20 protein-coding genes are annotated in these 25,370 nt (G+C 36.2%); 10 read left to right on the forward strand and 10 right to left on the reverse strand.

The annotated features are described in order from the left end of the window. Positions 1-100: 100 nt before the first annotated feature. Both nhaA and A8143_RS09250 read right to left on the reverse strand, forming a co-directional pair. A complete protein-coding gene (gene nhaA, locus A8143_RS09245) occupies positions 101-1,438 on the reverse strand; it encodes a Na+/H+ antiporter NhaA (RefSeq protein WP_070137911.1) in 1,338 nt (445 codons plus the stop codon). A gap of 96 nt (positions 1,439-1,534) precedes the next feature. Beyond that, positions 1,535-2,191, reverse strand: coding sequence for a metal-dependent transcriptional regulator (locus tag A8143_RS09250; RefSeq protein ID WP_070137912.1), 657 nt, complete (start codon positions 2,189-2,191; stop codon positions 1,535-1,537). Between the two features lie 198 nt (positions 2,192-2,389). Here A8143_RS09250 and A8143_RS09255 point away from each other — a divergent pair, with 198 nt between their 5' ends. The 5 genes from A8143_RS09255 to A8143_RS09275 are packed head-to-tail and all read left to right on the forward strand — an operon-like array spanning position 2,390 to position 9,084. Further along, positions 2,390-4,687 carry a TonB-dependent receptor gene (locus A8143_RS09255; RefSeq protein ID WP_070137913.1) on the forward strand — a complete coding sequence of 766 codons (2,298 nt, stop codon included), beginning with the start codon at positions 2,390-2,392 and terminating at the stop codon, positions 4,685-4,687. 4 nt (positions 4,688-4,691) lie between these two features. Further along, positions 4,692-5,162 (forward strand): thioredoxin family protein, encoded by a 471-nt coding sequence (locus tag A8143_RS09260; protein ID WP_070137914.1) that lies wholly within the window; start codon positions 4,692-4,694, stop codon positions 5,160-5,162. 40 nt (positions 5,163-5,202) lie between these two features. Further along, complete coding sequence (locus A8143_RS09265) at positions 5,203-5,724, forward strand: hypothetical protein (protein ID WP_070137915.1); 522 nt, start codon at positions 5,203-5,205, stop codon at positions 5,722-5,724. Positions 5,725-5,731: 7 nt separating this feature from the next. Next, positions 5,732-8,173, forward strand: a complete 2,442-nt coding sequence (locus A8143_RS09270) for a DUF3160 domain-containing protein (protein WP_070137916.1) — start codon at positions 5,732-5,734, stop codon at positions 8,171-8,173. Beyond that, entirely contained in the window at positions 8,167-9,084 is a 918-nt protein-coding gene (locus tag A8143_RS09275) for a CapA family protein (protein WP_070137917.1), read from the forward strand. Before A8143_RS09270 ends, A8143_RS09275 begins: the two co-directional genes overlap by 7 nt. Positions 9,085-9,138: 54 nt before the next feature. Here the strand turns inward: A8143_RS09275 and A8143_RS09280 are convergent, their stop codons facing one another. The 4 genes from A8143_RS09280 to A8143_RS09295 form a co-directional block, all read right to left on the reverse strand. Next, positions 9,139-9,333 (reverse strand): hypothetical protein, encoded by a 195-nt coding sequence (locus A8143_RS09280; RefSeq protein ID WP_070137918.1) that lies wholly within the window; start codon positions 9,331-9,333, stop codon positions 9,139-9,141. A gap of 209 nt (positions 9,334-9,542) precedes the next feature. Continuing rightward, positions 9,543-11,468, reverse strand: a complete 1,926-nt coding sequence (locus A8143_RS09285; protein WP_083261308.1) for an ankyrin repeat domain-containing protein — start codon at positions 11,466-11,468, stop codon at positions 9,543-9,545. An 87-nt stretch (positions 11,469-11,555) separates the two neighbouring features. After that, positions 11,556-13,277 carry a T9SS type A sorting domain-containing protein gene (locus A8143_RS09290; RefSeq protein WP_070137920.1) on the reverse strand — a complete coding sequence of 574 codons (1,722 nt, stop codon included), beginning with the start codon at positions 13,275-13,277 and terminating at the stop codon, positions 11,556-11,558. 121 nt (positions 13,278-13,398) lie between these two features. Then, a complete protein-coding gene (locus tag A8143_RS09295) occupies positions 13,399-15,147 on the reverse strand; it encodes an LTA synthase family protein (protein WP_070137921.1) in 1,749 nt (582 codons plus the stop codon). A 221-nt stretch (positions 15,148-15,368) separates the two neighbouring features. Between A8143_RS09295 and A8143_RS09300 the strand changes: the two genes are divergently transcribed. Both A8143_RS09300 and A8143_RS09305 read left to right on the forward strand, forming a co-directional pair. After that, positions 15,369-15,785, forward strand: coding sequence for a DUF983 domain-containing protein (locus tag A8143_RS09300; protein ID WP_070137922.1), 417 nt, complete (start codon positions 15,369-15,371; stop codon positions 15,783-15,785). 49 nt (positions 15,786-15,834) lie between these two features. Further along, positions 15,835-16,848, forward strand: coding sequence for a radical SAM/SPASM domain-containing protein (locus A8143_RS09305; protein ID WP_070137923.1), 1,014 nt, complete (start codon positions 15,835-15,837; stop codon positions 16,846-16,848). On the opposite strand, the gene A8143_RS09310 is transcribed toward A8143_RS09305, so the two are convergent. Both A8143_RS09310 and rfaD read right to left on the reverse strand, forming a co-directional pair. Then, complete coding sequence (locus tag A8143_RS09310; RefSeq protein WP_070137924.1) at positions 16,845-17,870, reverse strand: hypothetical protein; 1,026 nt, start codon at positions 17,868-17,870, stop codon at positions 16,845-16,847. The two genes, A8143_RS09305 and A8143_RS09310, sit on opposite strands and share 4 nt — an antisense overlap. A 9-nt stretch (positions 17,871-17,879) precedes the next feature. Beyond that, positions 17,880-18,845: an ADP-glyceromanno-heptose 6-epimerase gene (rfaD, locus tag A8143_RS09315; protein ID WP_070137925.1), complete on the reverse strand. Its 966-nt coding sequence runs from the start codon at positions 18,843-18,845 to the stop codon at positions 17,880-17,882. A 120-nt stretch (positions 18,846-18,965) separates the two neighbouring features. On the opposite strand from rfaD, the gene A8143_RS09320 reads away from it, so the two are divergent. Together A8143_RS09320 and A8143_RS09325 are read left to right on the forward strand one after the other, a co-directional pair. After that, positions 18,966-19,682, forward strand: coding sequence for a Bax inhibitor-1/YccA family protein (locus A8143_RS09320; RefSeq protein ID WP_070137926.1), 717 nt, complete (start codon positions 18,966-18,968; stop codon positions 19,680-19,682). 24 nt (positions 19,683-19,706) lie between these two features. After that, positions 19,707-20,423, forward strand: a complete 717-nt coding sequence (locus A8143_RS09325; RefSeq protein WP_394332108.1) for a zinc metallopeptidase — start codon at positions 19,707-19,709, stop codon at positions 20,421-20,423. Positions 20,424-20,532: 109 nt separating this feature from the next. Here the strand turns inward: A8143_RS09325 and A8143_RS09330 are convergent, their stop codons facing one another. Further along, positions 20,533-22,551: a T9SS type A sorting domain-containing protein gene (locus tag A8143_RS09330; protein ID WP_070137927.1), complete on the reverse strand. Its 2,019-nt coding sequence runs from the start codon at positions 22,549-22,551 to the stop codon at positions 20,533-20,535. A gap of 249 nt (positions 22,552-22,800) precedes the next feature. Here A8143_RS09330 and A8143_RS09335 point away from each other — a divergent pair, with 249 nt between their 5' ends. Continuing rightward, entirely contained in the window at positions 22,801-24,801 is a 2,001-nt protein-coding gene (locus A8143_RS09335; protein ID WP_070137928.1) for a urocanate hydratase, read from the forward strand. Here the strand turns inward: A8143_RS09335 and A8143_RS09340 are convergent. Beyond that, entirely contained in the window at positions 24,784-25,332 is a 549-nt protein-coding gene (locus A8143_RS09340) for an RNA methyltransferase (protein WP_070137929.1), read from the reverse strand. The two genes, A8143_RS09335 and A8143_RS09340, sit on opposite strands and share 18 nt — an antisense overlap. Positions 25,333-25,370 lie beyond the last annotated feature (38 nt).

Raw genomic sequence — 25,370 nt, forward strand, 5'->3', positions numbered from 1 at the left:
ATGTTTCCGAGCGTTTGCTACGCGCCACATCGGCACCAAAAGGTTTGCAGTTATTTTTACTTGGCTGCAGCTGCCATTTCCATCCCTCGCGGAAGGATTTTTAAGCATCATCTTGCACGCCATTTTTCCGTCCTTCCCTCGAAAGAATGATAAAGCCAATTAATCCTGCAATAATTGATGCGAATAAAATACCCGTTTTGGCCCTGCTAATTAAAACAGGATCAGTGAACGCTAGGTTATTAATAAAAAGGGACATCGTAAAACCAATACCTGCAATGAAGCCCACCCCAATTATATGATTCCAGGTAACACCTTTCGGCAATTCACTTAATTTTAGCCAAGTTAAAACCCTTACCATACCAGTAACACCTAAAAATTTCCCAATCACCAAACCAAACATTATCCCCAAGGTCACCGGAGAACTCAAATCAGCAATAATCTCATCGCTAAAGGCAATTCCAGCGTTAGCCAATGCAAATATTGGCATAATTATAAATGCAACTATGGGGTGCAACACATTTTCAAGCTTTTGTAAAGGTGTCACTGCCGCATTTGAATAGTACTTAATTTTACTCAAAATTTTCATTTTTTCACCAGAAACCAAAGTGGTGTCTTGCTCCACTTTTGCCGATTCATAATCACCGATTAATCGTTTCATTCTATCCACAAATGAAATACGCGATATTTTAACGTTACCAGGAATTGCGAAAGCTGCTAAAACACCTGAAATGGTGGCATGAACACCAGACATCGAAAAAGACAACCAAAATCCACCTAAGCCTACAATACTATAAAACCACAAACTGCGTACACCTAAAATATTACCTAAAAACATAATTGCTAAAAAGACAGACGCTATTCCCAAACTATACATTGAAATATCCGATGTATAAAAAAACGCAATCACCAAAACAGCTCCTAAATCATCAGCAATTGCTAAAACGGTTAGGAAAATTTTCAACCGCATTGGAACGCGCTTTCCAAGGAAGTGAAGTATACCAAGTGCAAAGGCAATATCTGTTGCCATGGGAATTCCCCAACCGTCAACTTCATTCCCTCCCGGGTTAATGCATAAATAAATCAATGCCGGAAATATCATTCCTCCTAAACCCGCTCCTATTGGTAATATTGCGTTTTTAGGATTTGACAATTCTCCATTCATGATTTCACGTTTCAACTCCAATCCAATCACAAAGAAAAATACGGCCATTAAACCATCATTAATCCAATGATGTAAATTTTTTGAAACCACCCAATCGGCTAATTGTATTGAGAATTCGTATTCCCAAAAGTGAAAATAATCATTCGCCCAAGCAGAATTTGCTAAAACTAATGCAACTATTACGGATGAAAAAAGAACAATTCCGCTCGCTAACGAACTATGAATTAACTTACTAACTGGCTTTACAACTAACTTATCTATCGGCGTATACTTCATGCCATAAAGTTACAAAGTCAGTCGTAAAATCCTTAGTAAAAACAAGGAATTAACATAATTTTAGGAATTCTCAAATAAAGATGAATGCTAAAAATATTAGCTAACCTTTTCAACCAAAAGACGTTCGCATACCGTATGACTTAATGATTGTATTTCATCATTTACCTTCACCCGCATCGAAGCATCAAATGACTCTATTGATTCAATGTAAATTTCAAGTCCTAGTTTTATTTCACGTCGGTTTAAAAAGGTCAGAAATTCGTTCGAAGAATGTGCAACAGCTTTCACTTTTACCGTATCACCAGTAGCACAATCACTTAAATGGAGGTATTTCTCTTCCTTTATCTCACCATTACTATTAGGAATCGGGGAACCGTGGGGGTCAAATGAAGGGTAATTAAGCAGTTCATCCATTTTTTCAAAAAATTTGGGTGCCTTTACATGCTCAACCTGTTCAGCAATTTCATGAACTTCTTCCCAACCAAACCCCATTTTTTCTACCAAAAACATTTCAGTTAATCGATGCTTTCTCAAAATAAGAGCCGCTTCTCTCTTACCGTCTTCAGTCAACCTTAAGGGTTTATAACTCTCATAATGAACCAATGATTTTGCCGCAAGTTTTTTCATCATACTAGTGACTGTAGGCTTTTTAATCGATAAATGAATAGATAAATCATTTACATTGACCTCGCCATTTGCATTTGCCAACGTATAAAGGGCCTTTAAGTAATTTTCTTCTACTAAAGAGTTCATACCACAAAGATAAAAAGATCACACTGAAATATTTTATTAAGCACAACTTGATTTTGTAACTCTAGCCCTCGTTAATTTCACAAAACTTTTTATTTTTGCAACAGTGTTGCATTATTGAAACTTAAAATAATGCCGAATAATTTTGTTAGATTAATCTAACTTTATATTTTTGCATCGTAAATCTATTTATTTAATCATATGAACAAATTAATTTTAGTAATTGCCCTACTTCTTAACTTACCCGTAGAATCCTATACCCAAAGTGGAGAATTACAAGGTTTTGTTCAAACCGACGAAGCACCTGTTCCTTTTGTTGCCGTATTTTTAAAAGGCACAAAATTAGGATCCGTTACCGATGCGAATGGAGCCTATACCATAAAAAACATTCCGTTTGGAACTTATGTGTTAACCGTATCAGCAGTCGGTTATGAGCAAATAAATAAAAACATCACAATAGTTAATGCCGAACCTAAAATTGAAAACTTCAGTCTTTCCAGCTTATCGCACGGATTAGGAGAAGTAGTTGTTTCAGGAACAATGAAGGAAATTTCAAAGCTAGAAAGTCCCGTTCCGGTTGAAATTTATACAGACAAATTTTTTAAAAACAACCCAAGTCCTAGTATTTTCGAATCATTACAACAAGTCAATGGGGTACGACCACAAATTAACTGTAACATTTGCAATACAGGAGACATTCACATCAACGGACTCGAAGGTCCTTACACTATGATTCTTATAGACGGCATGCCAATTGTTAGCGGACTTGCTACCGTTTATGGCTTATCTGGAATACCGCAATCATTAATTGAACGTGTTGAAATAGTTAAAGGCCCAGCCTCTACATTGTATGGAAGTGAAGCGGTAGGAGGCTTAATTAATATCATTACAAAAAAACCGGGTAACGCCCCTTTATTCTCAGCAGATGTAATGGGAACAACTTGGGCCGAAATTAACACTGATATCGCCGGTAAATTCAGTATTAAAGACAAAGCACAATCTTTAATCGGTGTCAATTATTTTAATTATCAACTTCCCATTGACAACAATAATGATGGCTTTACAGATGTCACCTTGCAAAATAGAATATCCCTATTTAATAAATGGAGTTTTAAGCGTAAAAAAAATCGGATTTTTTCATTAGCCGGGCGATATGTTTATGAAGACCGCTGGGGAGGTGATATGAATTGGAATGCGAATTTCCGCGGTGGTGACAGCATTTATGGTGAGAGTATTTACACCAGTCGATGGGAACTATTTGGAACCTATCAACTTCCCGTACAAGAAAATATAAGCTTGCAATTCAGTGCCAACGGCCATAACCAAAACAGTGTTTATGGTGATATGTCGTACATTGCCGAACAATATATAGGCTTTGGGCAGTTAATTTGGGATAAATCAATTAAAAGACATGACATTCTGCTTGGAGCAACCATACGTTATACCTACTATGACGATAATACACCGGCAACCGCAAGCTTCGACACAATCGGTTTAGGGACAAACATGGCCTCCGTAATGTACCTCCCCGGTTTATTCTTACAAGATGAAATAGCGTTGAATGACAATAATAAATTACTTCTAGGTTTACGATTTGACCAAAACTCAATTCATGGCAACATAATTACACCGCGGTTAAATTATAAATGGAATACACCTAACAAAAAAAATACTCTCCGTTTTAGCATTGGCAATGGATACAGAGTTGCAAATATTTTTACCGAAGACCACGCTGCACTTACAGGATCCAGACAGGTGGAGTTCTTATCCAATTTAGCCCCTGAAACTTCATGGAATTCGAATATAAATTTTGTGAAAAAAATCATCAGTAAAAACGGTTCATTCTTAAGTCTTGACGCCTCAGCTTTTTACACCTATTTTGACAATAAGATCATCGCAGATTATGACTCAGATCCTAACAAAATTAGTTATGACAACCTCACAGGGTACGCCGTTTCCAAAGGTGTTTCACTAAACCTTGACTTCTCTTTTAATTTTGGTTTAAAAATGCAAGTTGGAGGAACATTAATGGATGTTTACAGCATAGAAAATGAGATAAAAACACAGCAACTTTTTACTGAGAAATTTAATGGAGTTTGGAATGTTGGTTATACTTTTCCAAAGTCTGGAGTTACGATTGATTATACCGGAAATGTATACAGTCCAATGCGTTTGCCTTTACTCAGTGATTTAGACCCTCGTAGTGAATATTCACCATGGTGGAGTATTCAAAATATACAAATTTCAAAACAGTTTAAAAAAGGTTTCGAATTGTATGGTGGTATAAAAAACCTTTTAAACTGGACACCGAATAAGGGAATTCCATTCTTAATTGCTCGACCGAACGACCCTTTTGATAAAACGGTAGATTTTGATGAGCATGGACAAGCCATCGCAAACGAAAACAACCCATACGGTTTAACATTTGATCCTGCCTATGTTTACGGACCGAATCAGGGAATTAGAGGATTTATTGGGTTTAGATATCACTTAAAATAAACTGATGCGCACACTTCTGTTGATTCTTTTATTAGTTGGACAAAAAGACAGTACTGCACAATTAACGTCGTTCTCATTTGCCGAAATAGACTCATTACAAAATGTTGAACAGCGACCAGTAATTGTATTTATTCATACCGATTGGTGTAAATATTGTTTAGCGATGAAAGAATCAACTTTTAAAAACAAAAAAGTTGTCGAATTCATCAGTCAAAACTATTGGTTTGTGGTTCTCAATGCCGAGGAAAATAAAACAATTGTATTTCGAGAACAGTCTTTTAATTATATACCCAATGGAGGTAATACAGGAATACATGAATTAGCAAAAGCATTAGCAACAGTCGATGGGAAAACCACTTTTCCAACTACCACTTTTTTAGATGAGACCTATACCATTCGACTGCAATTGCAAGAATTTTTAAACGCCAAAAATTTTCTTTTGGTTTTGGAAGAAATGATAAAAACCTTAAACTAAACACTCCTTCTAATTGGTTTTATTGTTTACTTTTAAACCCATGGTTTTAAAACAATACATTCAATTGTTCGTTGTGTTGATCAGTGTTACATCTTGCTATAACAATCATGTAGAACCAACTTTTTCTCTTCAAAAAAGCCACGATAGCTTATATTATATCCAATTAAAAACCGACTCTACTTTTGATCAATGGGAATTGCCCTATCCAGTCTATCAATTTTGTACGGGAGATATTGATGAAAATCAAATGGACGAAGTAGTTGTAGGGGTTATAAAACCAACCCGATTCGACTCTGTATCAAGAAAAAGATTGTTCATCTTTAAAAACTACCATGGTCATATTCGTCCACTTTGGTTAGGTTCACGTTTAGGTAAACCACTTGTTGATTTTAATTTTGTACATTCACACAATGAACCAAGAATTAGAACACTAGAACAATTAAATCATTCAACCTATCTAATAGCAGAATATAAATGGCAACGATTTGGCCTCACGTTCACAGAGTATGTAAAACAAGATTTATCGTACGATTCTGCTATTTTTTATTTAAAAAATAATTAAACCCACTATGAAACAAATTGGCTCTTTTTTACTCCTTTTAATCGTTATAAGCTGTAGTAATAATCAAAAAACAGAAGAACCGACGGGTTCAGACGATGTCGTTAAAAGCGACTCTAGTTCAATCCCAACCTATACACCAACCGACGGTATAGACATCGAAGCGTTAAGCGGGGAGATTGATTTAAACATGAATATTGATCAATTGTCACTTTCAGACATTCGAATTTTACGGAACTCTTTTGCGGCTAAACAAGGATACTGCTTTATGAAGGCCGATTTAAGAGCCGTTTTTAGCACCACGACCTGGTATAATGACAGGATGGAGGAACGTTTTTGGAATGAAATGGAAGAAAATTCCAATTCAGAAATATCTTACAGTTCAGCAGAAAAATCCTTTATTGAGCGTCTTGAAAAGAAAGAAAAAGAACTGCTCGCACAAAATTTCAAGGGCACTGACAAAAATCAAAGGGCTAACTTAAATAATATCGTTAACCTTTTTCAATTGGAAGAGGCTGATCCAAAATTAATGGAGAAACTTGGAGAGAACGGTTTTGCCGTAGTTCCCAATGATCACATCCAGCTATTCCATTTATATGAAGAAAACGATTATGCTCAATTCCCGAACTTTATAACCACGGACATGTTTATGCAGTTGTTTCACATGTACTTTGGATACGTGCTTAGAAAAGCAGAAGAGGATCAATTCATTCCCGCTTTAGACAACTTAAGTGAACAATTAAGTATTGAAATGAATAAAATTGCAAAAGACGCACAAGATGCTACGGTTCGTCATTTAGCAAAAATGAATGCAACTTACTATGCCATTGGAAATTCTGTATTAACTGGCGGAAAATTTGCTGTAGATGGCGACTATCTTGAATTTTACAATGAAGAAATTAAAAATATTAATGAAGCGTCGGATGCAAATTCTTCGTTTTTAAACTACACGACTGTAGAATTTCCGTATAGCCTTTTTAAACCAAGAGGTCATTACACACGAAACGAACAACTGCAGCGTTATTTTAAAGCAATGATGTGGCTTCAAACTGCACCATTCTGCTTGGATGATGATGACCAATTTAAACGGGCGATATTAAACGCTTCCTTATTCGCAAAAAACGACCCCAACTACAAAGCTGAATTACTTGCTGAATATGAGAGAATTATGGAACCTGTGAGCTTTATGATTGGAGAACCGGATAATGTGTCTTTTATGAATTTGGCCAAAGAAATGACCAACCAAAATCTTACAGCGCAAGACCTGCTTTCAAATAATGACAAGTTTGTTTCGTTCAGAAAATCGATTAAAAAAATTGCCGATAGTCAAAATACAATTCGACCAAAAGAAGCAGCATCGTGCATAGACAAAATAAATTTTATGCCCCAACGCTACTTAGCAGATAATGAAATTTTACAAGAATTAGTGGACCTAGACAATCAAACAACCAAACGAGGTTACCCTAAAGGATTAGATGTTATGGCAGCTTTTGGAAGTGAATCTGCAGAAGATATCTTGATGAATGAATTAAAGGAAGGAGAAAATTGGAAGAAGTATCCGAATTTATTAAAGGACTTAAAAACTAAAATGAAATCGACCAATTGGGAAGCCACGGTCTATAATAAATGGATATCCTCTTTACTAGATCTCCAAAAACAAAATGATGATTACCCCTACTTTATGCAAACTAAGGCGTGGGACAAAAAAGACCTCAACGCCTCATTAGCTTCTTGGGCAGAACTTAAGCACGATGCAATTCTTTATGCAGAGCAGCCTATGGGAGCAGAGTGTGGAGGTGGAGGACCACCTGACCCGTATACACTTGGATATGTTGAACCGAATATTGCTTATTGGAACGCTGCAATTGAATTAATCGATTTAACTGAAAAAATTCTTAAAAAGCATAAGATCATGACTAAGGAAATCCAGTACAACAGTGATCAATTGCGAGAAAATGCAGTCTTCTTAAAAAACACTTCGGAAAAAGAATTAAAAGGAGAAACTTTAACGGAACAAGAGTACCGTCAAATAGAATTAATGGGAAGTACTTTTGAATGGATAACACTTGGCTTAGTAAAACAAAAAGATGAATACCTTGAAAGTTGGGATAATGTTTCAGGGGCTGATAAATCAGTAGCTGTGGTTGCGGATGTCTACACGGCAAATGCAAGTAACAATCCAGAGAAAGGAGTTATGCATGTTGCGACCGGTAATGTGAACGACATTTATGTTGTGGTTGAAATTGAAGGCTATCTTTACCTAACTAAAGGAGCTGTGTTTGCTTATCACGAATTTAATTTGCCTTTAGGCAACCGATTAACGGATGAAGAATGGCAAGAAATGTTAGAAAAAAACGAAGCGCATGATGTACCGAATTGGGTAAAGTCAATTATGGTTCCTATCGACGCTCCAAAAAACAATGAAAAAGTGTTTTATAGTTCAGGATGTTAAATGTAATTCTGCGCTCAGCATTCCTTCTTTTAATTGGATTCATACTAGGTTGTACACCTAAAAAAGAGTCGCTTAAAATACTATTTGCAGGTGATTTATTATTAGATCGTGGCGTCAAGAAAAGAATAGAATATTTAGGTGCTGATAATCTTTTTCGACCGGAAATGACAGCTTTATTTGCTCAACACAATATTGTAATTGCCAACTTAGAATGCCCCGTAACTAAAATTGAAGCTCCAATAAATAAGCGGTTCATTTTTCGTGGAGAACCTGAAGTTCTGGAAACCCTTCAGCTAAATGGTATTACTCATTTAAATATGGCAAACAACCATGCAATGGATCAAGGACGAAAAGGATTGGTAGACACCGATAAAAACATCAGAAAATATGGAATGAAAAGTACAGGTTATGGTGTAAACAGTAAAAAAGCCTGCGAGCCTGTACTATTGAGCAATGAGCCTCGCGCTGTTTACCTCATCTCTAGTCTTCGGGTACCCTCCGAAAACTGGACTTATTTGGCTGAAGAACCCAGTGTATGCGAACAGACGGTTGAAGAGATTTGTCAACAAGTTCAATTCCTTAAAAAAAAGGATCAAAACGCAATAGTTTTAATTCAATTACACTGGGGAGCTGAACATCAACCTCAACCACTGCTCTCCCAAATTCAACAAGCCAGACAATTAATTGATGCCGGAGCAGACGCTATCGTCGGTCATCATCCACACACCATACAAACTATCGAATTCTATAAAGAAAAACCTATTTATTATAGTATCGGGAATTTTATATTCGATCAAAACAACCCTATTAATTCGGCGGGATTATTAATTGGAATAGAGATTAGCACTAAAAAAATAACTTTTAAAGAACATCCTTTTACAATTAAACAATCGGTTCCTCATTTAAACTAAAAAACCCGCTTTAGGCGAGCTAAAACGGGATTTTATTCGGACTATTTCAACGAATTAAGATACTTTCTTCAATTTTGCTTTCTTAGGTGCTTTGGCTTTTTTTGCCTTTTTTAATTTCGCCTTTAGTGTTTTAACCGATTTTTTAAACTTTTTTTCAGCTGCTTTTTTTGCCTTTTTAGATTTCGTTAAATCTTTTTTCAAGGCTTTAACTTCTTTCTCTACTTTTTTTAACTTCTTTTTAGTACTCATTATTTTGAATTTAAAATTACTACTGATGTAAATTTATGGTTAAGTCAAGTTAATTTAAAGAAAAGTATGTTAAGCTTTTGAAAACTTAACATTGGAAAAATTGCCCTGACTGATTAAAATGATGAGAAACTCTAAGCTAAACGGTAGTTTTGACTTTGAATAAGATCTGTTTTCTGGTATGTTTCGGTGGTATTTTTACGAAACTATAATTATTTGATTGCCCCCTTAGCTTTTAGGTAGTCTTTTAATTTTTTACCATCAGCCACTTTCAAAACTGTTCGTCCCTTATTGTCTACAGCGTTAATTTTCCCTCCATTATTGATCAATAAAGAACACATTTCAAGATTATTCCTACCTCGATTAGCCGAAATGTGCAAAGGGGTTTCACCGTCCACATTCTTTTGATTTGGATCAACACCTCGATCTAACAATTTAGCCGTGATTTCATAATTTCCATTCAAACTAGAAATGTGCAATAAATTTTCTTGATTTTTTGTTTTATAATTTACAGGTGCCTCTTCTTCCATTAATTTTAAAAACATTTCAGTTTGATTATTAAAGACGGTTTCAACGACAAATTGAATATTATTGAAGTCTGCCCCACTTTCCATTAATAGGTTGAACATGGCGTCATGACCGTTTCGAATGCTTGCTACTACACCATCATCTGGTTGTGCTCCTTTATTGATTAAAGCTTGAGCAATACCTAGACTTCCATTTCCAGCAGCCTTTTCAATCAAAGAAGGCGTTCGCCCCTCCGCTCCTGCATCTAACATAATATTAACCATACTTAAAGCATTCATATCAATGGCTCTGACCAAACCTATATTTGGGTTAGCCCCAAAGTTCAGTAATTCGAATAAAATACTATCATGCTTATTTTGTACGGCGGTTAAAACCAAACTATTTGAAGTGACTGGAGCTCCTGCACCCAATAATCTTTTAGTCAAATCAATATTTCCATTATCGACTGCCGCTTGAATTAAACGGGCGTCAGTAACGGGTGCATCCTTATCCAAAAACAAATGAACCATTTCCGAATCGTTTGCCACTAATGCTTTTAGAAATAAATTATTGTTCTTTTCTGCGGCAGCCCCTTTATCAAAAGCGTATACCGCATAATTAACATTTCCTAGCTCTACTGCAGCCGCTAAAAGTTCATTAGGACCTCCATTATAACTCAATAATAAATCAATCAATTCTTGATTTTCAATTTGGACAGCATATTTAAAGTAGGGGTCAGCTTTTCCTCCATGCATTAATGCAACATTCGCAATTGACAAATGAACCCCTTTAACTTCCATTGGATTAGTTGTCGCACCGGGTAAAGCAAGTTCTAATAATTCATTCGCTTTCAACTTATACTTTGCTACTAATTCATTCGCCAATTCAATATCATTTTCAGCAATCACATATTGAACTGCCTGCGCACTATTTGCTCCAGCATCTAAACATAGGACAACACCAGGTTTATGTTTCATTTCTACAGATTTTGCGATAGCTTGATTTTCATCGGCTCCATTTTGCAGGGCTAACTCCATCAACTCCTCATTTCGATGTTGAAGACTATAGGTAAAAACATCATTCGAATTAACTTTAGCTCCCATATTCAAAAGTTCTTTAAAGACCTGAGAATTATTCTGTTTAGCAGCAAGTATTAATCCAGCATTTAAATCAGCTTTATATGCGGCTAACAATTTAATGATCTCTTGATTATTAGTTCGAATGGCAATTTCTAAACAAGAACATTTATTAGGGTCTGCTTTTGCTTCCAGTAAATCGTTTACAATGCTATAATTCTCTTTTTCAACTGCGTAATATAACGCTGTCTTTTTATTAAGGTCAATTTCATCGACCCGTACTTTTTGTGTTAGAAATAACTTAACAATTTCTTGTTTTCCTAAATAACTTGCATAAGTCAATGGCAGGTAACCATTTGGATGATAGGTTAAAAAATACTCTTTGTCGACAGCGTTTCGCAGAAAGGTAATATCATTAGATTCGATAGCCTCAAATAGTCTCAAACTATCAATTGGGTTCTGTTGCGTAATAACCCTTTTTAATTCATTCAAATTATGCATTCCAAAACCTGAAAGACAAAAGAATAAGCTAGAATATAACAAGAAAACTCTCATATGATATTGGGGTTTAATGCTAAATATACAACCAAAAAAAATCCCCACCAGCAAAACTGAGTGGGGACTTTAAAAATTATTTAAGGATTATTTCGAAACCATAATATTTAATGATCCTCTTTCTCCATTCTCAAATTCTAAATTAATCACATACATTCCTGCAGCGAAAGAGGTAACATCCACTTCAAGACGAGATCCGTTCATAGTCACATCTTGATTGCTCACTACTTTTCCGTTCACATCAACAATGGTCATATGAATATTACCTTCGACTGGATTCATTGGAATGTTAACCTTCTCCGTAGCTGGATTTGGGAAAGAAACCAATTCAACCTCTGGAACTTCTACAACGCTCAATTCGTTTTCATTGAAAACTTTAATTGATACAGACGGATTACGATCTGTACCGTATCCTAATGCATACCATTGAGAGCTCAAATAAAGTGGCGAAGTTGGCATTCTATACGTCTCAGAATTCCAGTTATAATCTGTTTTTGTATCGTAACCTGGATAAATATCATCACCGTACAACTGAACACAGAATAAATATTTCTGATTATCCTCTAAAAGCACAGGCTCTTCAAATGGAATGTAAACATTCTCACTTTGTAGGTTATCCAGATAAGTATATTCTCCATCTGCAATTTCCTGAATGTCTAGAATGTTAAAATCAGGATCATCTAAATCCACCCATACATCGTTCCACTCATAAACATATACCTCGAAATACTGTCCATCTAAAGAAGTTGGGTCTGGGTTTTGTGACGTCCCAGCTGAAAAATTCATTCCTTGAACACCAATACGACTTGCATTTTCATCTTGAAAGAATAAGCAAGAATAAAGGTTGTCTGTAGTTCCATTAAATTGGTTAGTGCTGTTTACTGGAATCATGGTAGATTCATCTAATGCAGCCATTGAGAAATACTCATCATTGATATAAAAATCTGCATTATTAACATTGTCATAATCAGATTCATCCGTTGCATCACTATCCACACTATATTCTACATTATAATAGCCATTTGCATAAGAACCTTGTGAAAAAGTTGGTAAAGGAACATAAATACTATCGCCAGCATCCAAAGAAAGAGGATCAGAGCTTTCATTATACAATTCAGAACCCGCCAAGGTAACAGTTGCTGAAAGTACTATACCAGTTTGATCATTTGATCCGTAGTTTCTAACCCATGAACCCATTTCTACCTCAAATTCAGTATCATCTTGAGCTAATTGAGAAAGCACGCCAAAACTCTCAGCACGAAGGTGGTCAGCAGCAGTGAACCCTATATCATTTGTATAGTAACCGTTTTTACTCCCAATAAAAACAGAAGTTTCTCCAGCTAAAATTTCGTCTCTTAAAAGAGCTCCATCAATATTTGTAATCATAACAACAGGGATAGTAACATCTAAACCATCATCTCCACCACCCATTGCTACGGGTGCTCCACCCAAGTTATTAATGATGATACAGCCTATTGCTCCAGCGTTCTGAGCATTTAGCGCTTTAGTTCCAAACTCACAAGTTCCTCGGTACAATACTGCAATTTTACCTGTTAAGTCATTCACTACCTCATCACAACCAATAGGGTTATCAAGACCAGAATCATCGTCAATTAATACCATTTCAGATTCGATGGCATTAATTGGATCATCCATATCTGGTACGTTCCAGTCTGTCGCTTCATCATCGGCGTATGTAAATTCATAATTCCCTTCATTTGGCGAAGGAGCTTGAACGTAAAAAATTACCTGAGCATTGCCTGTAAAAGCCAAGAGACAAAGCCCCATAATAAGTACAACTTTTTTCATGTTTTTCGTATGTTTAAAAATTCATTTACAATATAAAGAAATAAATAATTTTACAACAATTTTTCGTTATGAATAATGTGTGCACTCTTGGTATTCTATTGGTTTAAAAATGAGTAGCCATCTACATTTCCTGATATTCGCGATACATACATTCGAGAATCGAACGACATTTTTTTAACGCATTTTGTATTTTATGTTCGTCTGAATATGGAGAACCTACGATATGCTCGTCAATCATATGAAAAACGGTATACCCATTGGGATCTTTCCAACCATAAGACAAAGTAGATGTACATACTGCCCACTCTTTTGTTGTTGGATCAAGTAAATTTTTACTCCAATGAAAGTCCTTTGCATCAATTTCCAATTGTGTTAACAAAGTTTTCGCCAAGTCTGCTTGCGATCCAACTTTATCAATTCGGTGCCCCATATAATCCTCCTTTACAGCTCCACCCCAAATTAATAAAGGAATATGAAAATACTGCTCATCATACGTGTTTTGGTTAAATAAATTAGCACGTCCATGATCAGCAATAAATACAACTATGGTATTTTCAAAATCAGGCAGTTTTCTAACGCCGTTAACAAAGCGGGATAAATGTTCATCAGCATAATGCATACTGGTGACATAACCTTCATCGTCGTAGCCTGGGAAAGGTTCTGCTGGCATATCGTATGGCGAATGTGTACTTTGAGTGAACAACCCATAAAAATAAGGCCGTTTTGCGTTTTGAATCTCACTTAAAAAATAAGGAAACATCGCCTCATCATGAATCCCCAATTTTCCGGTTGGTTTCAAATCCAAATCGTTTTCATCCACCAAACGATCAAAACCTACATCAGTCAAATATCCTCCGATATTTCCATAGGATAAAGAACCTCCAAATGTATAAAATGAGTTGTAGCCAAGCTCTTCGAAAGACTGGTTTAAGGAAGGTAAATTCCTACATTTTGCCGATTCAGTTGATATTGATATGCCTGCAATAGTTGGATAACCACTAATTATTGAGGAATGCCCAGTTTCAGAAGTCCCTCCTGTGGAATATATCTCAGTAAATAAAACCCCTTCCTTGCATAAGTCATTAAAATGTGGTGTAATTCCTTTTTCTCCACCTAATGGCTCAATCAACTGTGCAGACCATCCTTCTAAGGTCACCAAAATTACATTGGGACGAGGTTGATCAAAAATTCGCACTGTATCAACTCCCTCATTTTCATATAATGACTTCATGATATTTTCTGCTTCTGATGGTTGCAGATTCTTGTAATAGTTAGAAACATCTGCCTTGAAATAATAATGACAAGTTCTTATAAAATTCCATTCTGGATTTACAGAAACATCATTCACAATCTGATTCTTTGAAAAATAGGCATCCGTTGCGCTTACTGGAATTTGTTGCAATCCGCCACGAATCATAACAACAAATACACCGGTGCCAACTAAAAAGAATGGTAAACCTTGAAACAACCTATTCTTCCCTGTGATTTTTTGATTCGGCAATTGATTTTTTTTAAGCCACCTTATGTACAAGAGAGCACCGACAAATACTTGTAGGACTGCGTAAAATATAAACCACAAGGTATAACCTCCCGAAGCCGTTCTAAAAACTTCTGATGGCGTTCCAAAATGTAGAAATATTTTTGAGGATAATTTTGTTTTCCATTCTATATAGGTTACAATTTCCCCACTCATAATTAAAGCCATCACCACTAAAATCAACCAGAAATAAAGATAAGATATCCGATTTAAAGCATTTGTAAATTTTTCATTATTCCACAAAAATGAAAGACTCGCAATTATAAAGGGAACACCCGTTAAATAACCGATTGCAGAAATATCTAGCCTTAATGCATGAATTGGTAATTGCATAATTTCTGACCAATTCCCATGAAAATCACTAAAAAAGTGAAATACAAAAAGTAATCTTTGGAAATAGAATAATATCAGCCAAATTATGGCGAATTTCAGTATAAAAATAATTCGAGTCTTCACGGTACAAAAATAAGTACTAAATTTTTTATATCGTACGGTGACTTTAATCACCTTTTAAAATATCGATTTGACCTATCTTTGCAAAAAGACCATTAATTATGTTACCGTTTTTAAAAGGAACACGACTTTACAGTATTTTAAATTCCAAATGTCCAAAATGTCAGGAGGGAGATTTTCATGTATCCAAAAATGCATATGATTTCAATAATTTTGGTAAAAATCATGATTATTGCAGCCATTGTGGTTTTAAGTATGAACAAGAGCCGGGATTTTTTTATGGTGCAATGTATGTTAGTTATGCGCTTACCGTTGCCTTTTCTGTTGCAATAGGGGTCGCAATTTTTGTGCTTTTTCCTTCTTCTTCGTATTTAGTTTATTTAATTTCTATACTCGTGGGATTGGTTGTTCTAATGCCATTATCTTTTCGCTTAAGTCGAATTATTTGGCTGAATTTATTTCACCACTACGATGAGAAGCTAGCAAATAAAAAAGAAATAGCAGAAGAGAAGAAATAACATCTCGCCTAAAAATCCAATTATATCCTCTAACTTTGCTTTCAGATAAATGAAGGCAAGAACGAAGGCGATATTAGCTACAACCAATGGACATAGAGTTTGGAATATCTTACTCTTAAAGCTATCATTTCACATTTCAATTCTCCTTCGTAAACCTATTCATTGGGGAACACCTATGGCAATATCCATTGAGCCAACGACAACCTGTAATTTGCGTTGTCCACAGTGTCCTAGTGGTTTGCGTCAATTTACCCGTCCCACTGGAAACCTAAGTCCAAGCATGAACGAGGAAATTTTGGAGGCATGTGGTAAAAACTTGCAACACATCAATTATTATTTTCAAGGCGAGCCATTTGTCAATAAACACTTCCTCGAATTTGTTAAAGCTGCAAGAGCACGAAACATATATGTGGTGACCTCAACAAACGCCCATTTTATTTCTCCAGGTATTGCTGAAAAAGTTGTCGAGTCTGGCTTATCAGAAATAATTATCTCGATTGACGGTACAATTCAAGAAACCTATGAAAAATATCGAATAAATGGTAAATTAGACAAAGTGCTTACAGGAACAAAAAATCTTGTTGCCGCAAAGAAAAAACTTAACCGTAAAAACCCAGTATTAGTCTTTCAGTTTTTGGTTGTTCGATACAATGAACATGAAATCAAAAAACTGTATGAAATGGCCAAAGAGTTAGGAGTTGATGAAGTGCGATTAAAATCAGTGCAAGTTTATGATTTTGAAACTGGTAACGACTTAATTCCTACAAATGAAAAATATGCTCGTTATCGAAAAACGAAAAACGGTGGTTATGAATTAAAAAACAAGTTTAAAAACCAATGTTGGCGGATGTGGAGTTCTTGCGTATTTACTTGGGATGGTGCAATTGTTCCTTGTTGTTTTGATAAAGATGCTAAGCACCAACTTGGAAATATCTCTAAAATTCCTTTTAAAGAAACCTGGAAATCTTCAATTTATGATGATTTCAGGAATCAAATTTTTAAAGATCGTCAAGCCATCGAAATCTGCAAAAACTGTTCTGAGGGCAGTAAAGTTTGGGTCTAGCCTAATTCTGATTCAATTTCTGCTTCAACCTTCTTTCTAAAATTTAAAACATTTCGCTCTAAATCCGCAAAAAAACGATTTCTATCTTTGGCATTCACTTTAGAAATTAAACTGGAGTTATTGATTAATTTCTCGAGTACAAATTGAGTTTCTTGAATATAGTAAGGATCAGTTGTGTTTAAAACATTCATGATATTATGCGTTAGAAACACTGACGAACCCGAATCAGACTTCACCAAATAAGTATTATCCGAAATAAACGTCTCATTAAAATACATCTCAACTTCGTTCCCGGCATTTGGCGGCTCATTCCCACGAGCAAATTTCCGCCCTATTTCAGCCTGTTTTTTGAGGTGATGAATCAACGCGACAAGGTTATCTATGACCTCCAAAGCATAACGTTGATCTTCAAATAACCTTGCTTCAAAATAATATTGAATTTGTCGAAGTGTACCGCGCAATGTTTCAGGCGAATATACTTCAACCGAAGGAATAGAATTATAAAGGTTATGCGCTTCGATACCTATTCCCAAAACACGTTTATCAATTTTTTCTCGCTTAAAAAGTTCATGCTCGTAGGCTGGAATTTTTAAATACGTTTTTGCCCAGAAAAAGAATTTAAACCGTGTTAAGTGCGGCAAGTTAAATATTTGAAAAATTGGTGTATCATTAATACTAATTGTCATGTGTGCGTTTTCAAACGATTTTACGCTCCGTAAACCGTCCCTCAAGCTCGTTAACCAAGACTCAAAATTTAATCCAATTCGATCAATTGGCAAGTAATCAAAACTAACCGCCCCTTTGCGATACGCACCTACTCCATCAAAAGAAATATTAAAAGCTTCGCATAGCGCTTTTGTTTCATAAATTGTTAAAGGCACATCGCCTCTTAACCTGCGATATACAGCGTCCTGACTTAAATGCAGTCGATTCATTAAAACAGCCGCAATTTTTTCATCTTTTGGCAGCTGTAATTTTATTTGTTCAAAAATGCGTTGTTGGATGTCCTGGGTTACTTCCATAACCTAAATTTAATAATATTTTTTATCCTTCAAATAATTTTGCACATAGTCCTCTACGCCTTCCTCTAACGAATAAAAAGGTTTATTATATCCTGCTGCAATTAACTTGTCCATTTCAGCTTCTGTAAAATACTGATATTTATCGCGAATATCCTCCGGAGTAGGAATAAAGGAGATGTCTTCTGCTACGCCCATGGCCTTAAAGGTCGCTTTGGCTAAATCATAAAAAGTTCTTGCCGTACCAGTTCCAAGATTATATAAGCCGCTCTTCGGTTTATTTGTCATTAAAAAGAGACAAACACTTACAACATCCTTGACATACACAAAATCCCTCAATTGCTCTCCATCTTTGTAGTTTTCATTGTGAGAAGCAAATAGTTTCATTTTTTCTGTTGCCGATATTTGGTTGAACGCATGCATAATCACTGAAGCCATGCGCCCTTTGTGATATTCATTGGGTCCGTAAACATTAAAAAACTTCAGTCCAGCCCAAAATGGAGGTTTCTTTTCTTGCACCAATGCCCATTTATCAAAATCATTTTTAGATTCCCCATAAGGATTTAGAGGCTTTAAATCATTAACGATTTCATGACGATCAGAATAACCGAGCTCTCCCAATCCAAATGTTGCTCCACTACTTGCGTACACCATAGGAATTGAGTGGTCCGAACAAAAATTCCACATCGCTTTGGAGTAATTCAAATTTAACTCATCAAAAATTGCTTGATCGAACTCTGTTGTATCCGTTCTGGCACCGAGATGAAACACAAACTCGATTTCTTTGGCAAAATCTTTCGCCCAATTAAAAAACTCCATTCGCTGCACTTTTGCAACAATTGATTTATTGGCAAGATTTTCTTTTTTCTCTTCTTTCGAAAAGTCATCAACAACAACAATGTCATTTCGACCATTTTTATTCAGTTCACTCACCAAACATGACGAAATAAACCCTGCTGCACCTGTAACTACTATCATTTTTTTACGCTTTAAGTCAAATTGTCATAAAACCAATATTGGTAGGGTTATTGATTCTATTTTTTTAACAAAATTAGAACTAATATTTTATTAAATTTGATAAACAAAATTTTTTCAAAAATGCAATATGATAATTATGAAGTCGTAGACAGCGAATCGAATGTACTCGAAATGTCTCGATCATTCTTCGCGAATGTTTACAAGTACATGTTTTTAGCACTAGCTATTTCTGGTTTGGCGGCCTACGGGGCATCTACTTCAGATTGGTATCTTCCGATGATGTATAAAGTAGGAGGAGGTATTTCAATGATGGGATATGTAATTATGTTTTCCCCATTAGTACTTGTTTTTCTTATTCAAGCACAAATCAATAAAATGTCCTACAGTGGAATTATGGGATTGTATATACTTTATTCTGTTCTTATTGGTTTAAGTTTAGCTTCAATCTTTTTGGTTTTTACCGCTTCATCAATTTTCTTGACTTTTATGGTAACAGCCGGCGCTTTTGGATCGATGGCCTTATTAGGTTATTTTACAAAAACGGATTTAAGTAAAATGGGGAGTTTATTGTATATGGTATTTTTCGGAATCATAATCGCTTCAATTGTAAATGTTTTCATGGGAAGCGATATGGTTGACTTAGTGATTTCTTTGTTAGGACTAGTAGTATTTACTGGCTTAACTGCCTATGAAATGCAGCGCATGAAGGCGATTGCTTCCAATCCAGAATTAAAAGGAGATTTACGAAAAAAACATGAATTAATGGGAGGATTAACACTTTACATCCTCTTTGTGAACTTGTTTCTTTCAATCTTAAGGTTTGTTGGAGATCGTTAATTAAATATTTAAAACCAAATAAAAATGGGAGATGGAATGGTGACCTATTACTGGGGTCCAATGATTATTGGTGGTGTATTCATGCTAATCAGCTGGTTAGTTGGCAGTACCCTTAAAAGCAAATTTGCAAAATACTCTAAAGTTCGTTTGATGAATGGAATGACAGGAAGAGAAGTTGCAGAAAAAATGTTGCGTGACAATGGAATTACGGACGTAAAGGTGATTGCCGTTAATGGTCAATTGACCGATCATTATAATCCTATGCACAAGACAGTAAACCTGAGTGAAGCGGTGTATAATCAAGCGAATGCAGCGGCTGCCGCTGTTGCTGCCCACGAATGTGGACACGCTTTACAACATGCTCAAGCCTATAAACCGTTAGAAATGCGCTCTAAGCTTGTGCCGATTCAAAATGCCAGCGGTATGATCTTAAACCTCGTTGTAATGGCAATGGCTTTTGCCGGTGGTATTCTCGGTGGAGTAGCACCTTTTATGATTTATATCATTATAGCCGCACAAGCCGCAATTACTTTGTTTGCAGTTGTAACTTTGCCAGTTGAATTTGACGCCAGTAAACGAGCCTTAAATTGGATTGAAGCGAATGGAATTGTTACGCGTGATGAGTATGACGGCGCAAAAGATGCTTTAAAGTGGGCTGCTATGACTTATGTCGTTGCTGCGCTTTCTGCAATAGCAACATTAATCTATTGGATTTTTGTGCTACTCGGTAATAGAGATTAAACCTAATTTATCAATGAACTTAAAGCAGCCCAATACGGCTGCTTTTTTTGTATAAAAAAACCTCCCTTTCAACTGAAAGAGAGGTTAAAATCAAAGGTTTTGGTTTGATTTACTTTTTGATTAGTTTAACCGTTTGACTCGATGTTGCTGTATAAACTGTAATAAAATATACACCATTTTCAAGATTCGATACATCTAAAAGCTCTTGCCCAACAGCATTTCCTGTTTGAATCGTTTTTCCATTTAAATCTTGGAGTACATATTCAAACTTCCCAACTGTTTCAATCAATGTAGTATTAGCTGTAGGATTCGGATAAATAGATAAAACGATTCCCTCTTCATCCTTCACGCCAATAGTCGATTTTACTTCGATAGAAGCAGCAGTTGTGCATCCCCAATCATCTTCAACCTGAACAGAATAAACGCCTAACCCTAGACCTGTCAAATCTTCAGCATCATCATAATCCCCTGTTCCATCAATATCCCAATCATAAACATAAGGTGCTAAACCTCCAGAAACAGTAATATCAATTTCTCCATCACTTCCTGAAACAGCATGGGTGATTGTCGCTGCAATTTCTAATGGTTCTAACACAGTAGTTGTTGCTGTTGTAGTGCATAAATATCCATCATATAAATCATTAAAATAAACGAATAAATTTGAACGAAAATTTGTTGCCTCCAATGTTGGAGTATGATAATTCGTTGTTGTCATTCCGCCCATCATGATATGACCATTTCCAAAAGCTTTCTCGCATAACACAATGTTTGTTGCATCACTCGAATTCACCAAAATATTTGAGAAACCTGTACCAGTAATATGCGCATGACTATAGCTACTCCCAGTCATAGTAGCGGCAGTTGGTGTACTTGGTCCTACAAAAGCGGGGTGTGCCACATCAACCACGTCAACACTACTCGAAGCATCTGCATAAACCAATGTAGATCCGTCAAAACCAAAATCCATATCTGAACCTTCGTTAGGTGCTGCATTTAAAATTAAACTTCCTCCTGCATTAACCCAGCTTTCAATAGTTTCACGGTTATCGGTTAAAAATGTATTTAGTTCTAGAGCACCTCCATCACTTCCATCTATGAAAACAAAAGCCGTGTTACTCGAGAATATTCCTGCCGCATCTGCAGTTTCAAAATAATCTAAATTCCACATTCCAACACCAAATGCAGTATCTAGTGCCTCAACATTTTTTACTGATCCCCATGGTTCTTCAGCCGTTTCTCTTAAGTAAAATTTATTTTTATGATTCCCTAAATAATGGATAAGGTTGATTCTCCAATTAGTGGCTTCAATTGCAGGACTATGAAAGTTACTAGTTGTCATACCTCCCATCATTACACGACCGAATCCCCAAGCTTTTTCACATAATACAACTTTAGTTGCATCACCCGAACGTGTTAAAATATTTTGATAACCTGTTCCTGTTACAGTAGCATGGGCATAGCTTCCACCTGTCATTACTGAACTCGTAGGGGTATTTGGACCCAAAAATGCAGGATGTTTTGTATTCACTACATCAACACTAGCTGAAGCATCTGAATAATTTAGTGTCGTTCCACCAAATCCAAAGTCAATTGCTCCACCTTCATTTGGTGCAGCGTTTAAAAATAACTTTCCGCCGTCACTCACCCAGTTTTCAATTGCAGTGATGTTATCCGTTAAAAATGTAGCTAACTCCAATGCACCAGCGTCACTTCCATCAATATATACAAATCCTGTTTGCTCAGAAAAAACTGCTGCAACATCTACAGATTCAAAAAAACCAGTTGACCACTCTCCCATTCCAAACACACTGTTCATCGCATCTGTATTACTCGAACTTCCCCATGGTTCTCCAACCACTGATCTTAAGTAATAAGCATCTTTTTCTCCTGTATAAGTATAAGTGATATCGTGCATTCCTGGTCCTGCCGTTCCCGGATCAAAAAAATCGCCGGCTATTCCTGTGCCAGAAAATTCGCCTCCTAAAGGTGAACCTACTAAAGGAGATGCAGCTGCATCCGCACAATAATTAGAGTCAAGACCAGTAAAAGAACATTGTGCCGTTACTTGTTGCCCAAAGGACATAATTGCTAAAGCAACGAACACTTTCAAAAAGTTTACGTGTTTCATATTATTATAAATTAATTAGTTGTTACTGCAAATTAATGCGAATAAAACAGAAAAGGTTACCACAAACTCATAAACGGCACATTTGAGTTTATTAACGGAAAACTTAAATATGTGTTATTTTTTAAACATTTTTATTGGATTTTATTAACCGTTTTCATTCGTCCATGATTTCATGTAATTCAGCTAATAATTCGATTAAGTCATCTAGATTTTAAAGAATGTTTAAATTTGTGGTAAATCAATTACGGTATGACAATAGAAGAAATTAAGCAAGACATTATCAACGGTATTCCAGCTGAAATTCCAGCGACCAAACCCTATGATTCTAACATAAACCATGCACCAAAACGAAAAGAAATTTTAAGTGCAGAGGAAAAAGTGTTAGCCTTAGAAAATGCATTACGCTATTTCCCTAAAAGTCAACATGCCGAATTGGCACCCGAATTCGCTTCAGAATTAAATACATATGGTCGCATCTACATGTATCGATACCGTCCAGATTACAAAATGTATGCTAGACCTATTGATGAATATCCTGGAAATTCACTTCAAGCAAAATCAATCATGGCGATGATTCAGAACAATTTGGATTACGCTGTTGCACAACACCCGCATGAATTAATTACGTATGGTGGAAATGGAGCTGTTTTTCAAAATTGGGCACAGTACAGGCTTTGTATGGCCTATCTTGCTCGTATGACAGACGAACAAACATTAGTCATGTATTCAGGCCATCCAATGGGCCTATTCCCATCACACAAAGATGCGCCAAGAGTAGTTGTCACCAATGGTATGGTGATTCCTAACTACTCAAGACCAGACGACTGGGAGAAGATGAATGCTTTAGGAGTCAGTCAATACGGCCAAATGACTGCTGGATCGTATATGTATATTGGTCCTCAAGGTATAGTTCATGGCACTACCATTACAGTATTAAATGCTTGCAGAAAACTACCCGGCGATGGTAGCACAGCAGGAAAACTATTTGTCACCGCTGGTTTGGGTGGAATGAGTGGAGCCCAACCAAAAGCAGGCAATATTGCGGGGGTAATCTCTGTCACTGCTGAAATAAATCCAAAAGCGACAAATACGCGCCACTCACAAGGTTGGGTTGATGAAGTAATTTCTGATATCGATGAATTATGTATTCGTGTAAAAAAGGCTAAACAAGAAAAAGAGGTTGTTTCAATTGCTTATCAAGGGAATATAGTAGACGTTTGGGAAAAATTTGATGAGGAAGGTATATATATTGATCTAGGTTCCGATCAAACCTCGTTGCACAACCCATGGGCTGGTGGTTATTATCCAATAGGTTTGAGCTTTGATGAGGCAAATAAAATGATGGCTGATCAACCAGAATTGTTTAAAGAAAAAATACAAGAAACGTTGCGCAGACATGCAAAAGCGGTAAATAAACACACCGAAAAAGGAACTTACTTTTTTGATTACGGAAATGCCTTTTTACTAGAAGCCTCACGTGCAGGGGCTGATATTATGGCTGAAAATGGAGTTGACTTTAAATACCCTTCTTATGTTCAAGATATTATGGGACCGATGTGTTTTGATTATGGTTTTGGACCTTTCAGATGGGTTTGTGTTTCTGAAAAAGAAGAAGACCTTGCAATAACTGATCAAATTGCATGTGATGTCTTAGAAGAAATTCGTCTAAATTCTCCGGAAGAAATTCAGCAACAAATGGCCGATAATATTAAATGGATAAAAGGAGCACAAGAAAATAAACTGGTTGTTGGATCGCAAGCTCGTATTTTATATGCAGATGCAGAGGGCAGAACGAAAATTGCAACTGCATTTAACGATGCCATTAAAGCAGGTAAAATTGGCCCTGTCGTTCTTGGTCGTGATCATCATGATGTGTCTGGAACGGACTCTCCTTATCGTGAGACTTCAAACATTTATGACGGTTCTAAATTCACTGCAGATATGGCAATTCATAATGTTATTGGCGACGGTTTTAGAGGAGCAACCTGGATTTCGATTCACAACGGCGGTGGAGTTGGATGGGGAGAAGTAATAAATGGTGGTTTTGGGATGTTATTAGATGGAAGCGAAGATGCTGATCGACGTTTGAAAATGATGCTACATTGGGATGTAAATAACGGTATCGCAAGAAGAAGTTGGGCCCGTAATGAAGGAGCAATTTTCGCCATTAAAAGAGAAATGGAACGTACTCCAAACCTTGAAGTCACTGTTCCAAACCTTGTAGATACAGATTTAAGTGCGCTGTTTTAATAGCTTAGCATAAATATCCCACAGTACTACGCCTGTACAAACAGAAATGTTTAAAGAGTGTTTGGTTCCTATTTGTGGCACCTCAATAACTCCAGTACAGGCTTGTATTACTTCTTGTTGAACACCTTCGACCTCATTCCCTAAAATAATCGCAGTTTTTTTTTGTGAACTCGGTAAAAACTCATTGAGATAAATGCGATTTTCTGCTTGTTCAACAGCATAAGTTTCGTATCCCGACTCGTTTAATTGAAAAACAAGTTCTGTAGTATCCTCCACATATTCCCAATCTACTGAATCTGTAGCTCCAAGGGCTGTTTTTTGTATTTCTCGATGTGGCGGCTGAGGGGTTATCCCACAGAGATATATTTTCTCAATCCTAAAAGCATCAGATGTTCGAAAAACTGACCCCACATTATTGAAACTGCGAATATTGTCCAATACCACGATAATAGGCGTTTTATCTGCTTTTTTAAAATCAGAAACTGAAATTCTATTCAGTTCATCTAGCTTGAGTTTTTTTCTATTCACCATAACACAAAACTAATGAATAGCCGGCATTTTATAATGAA

The organism is Crocinitomix algicola, from assembly GCF_001661595.2.
Classification (GTDB): Bacteria; Bacteroidota; Bacteroidia; order Flavobacteriales_D; family Crocinitomicaceae; genus Crocinitomix; species Crocinitomix algicola.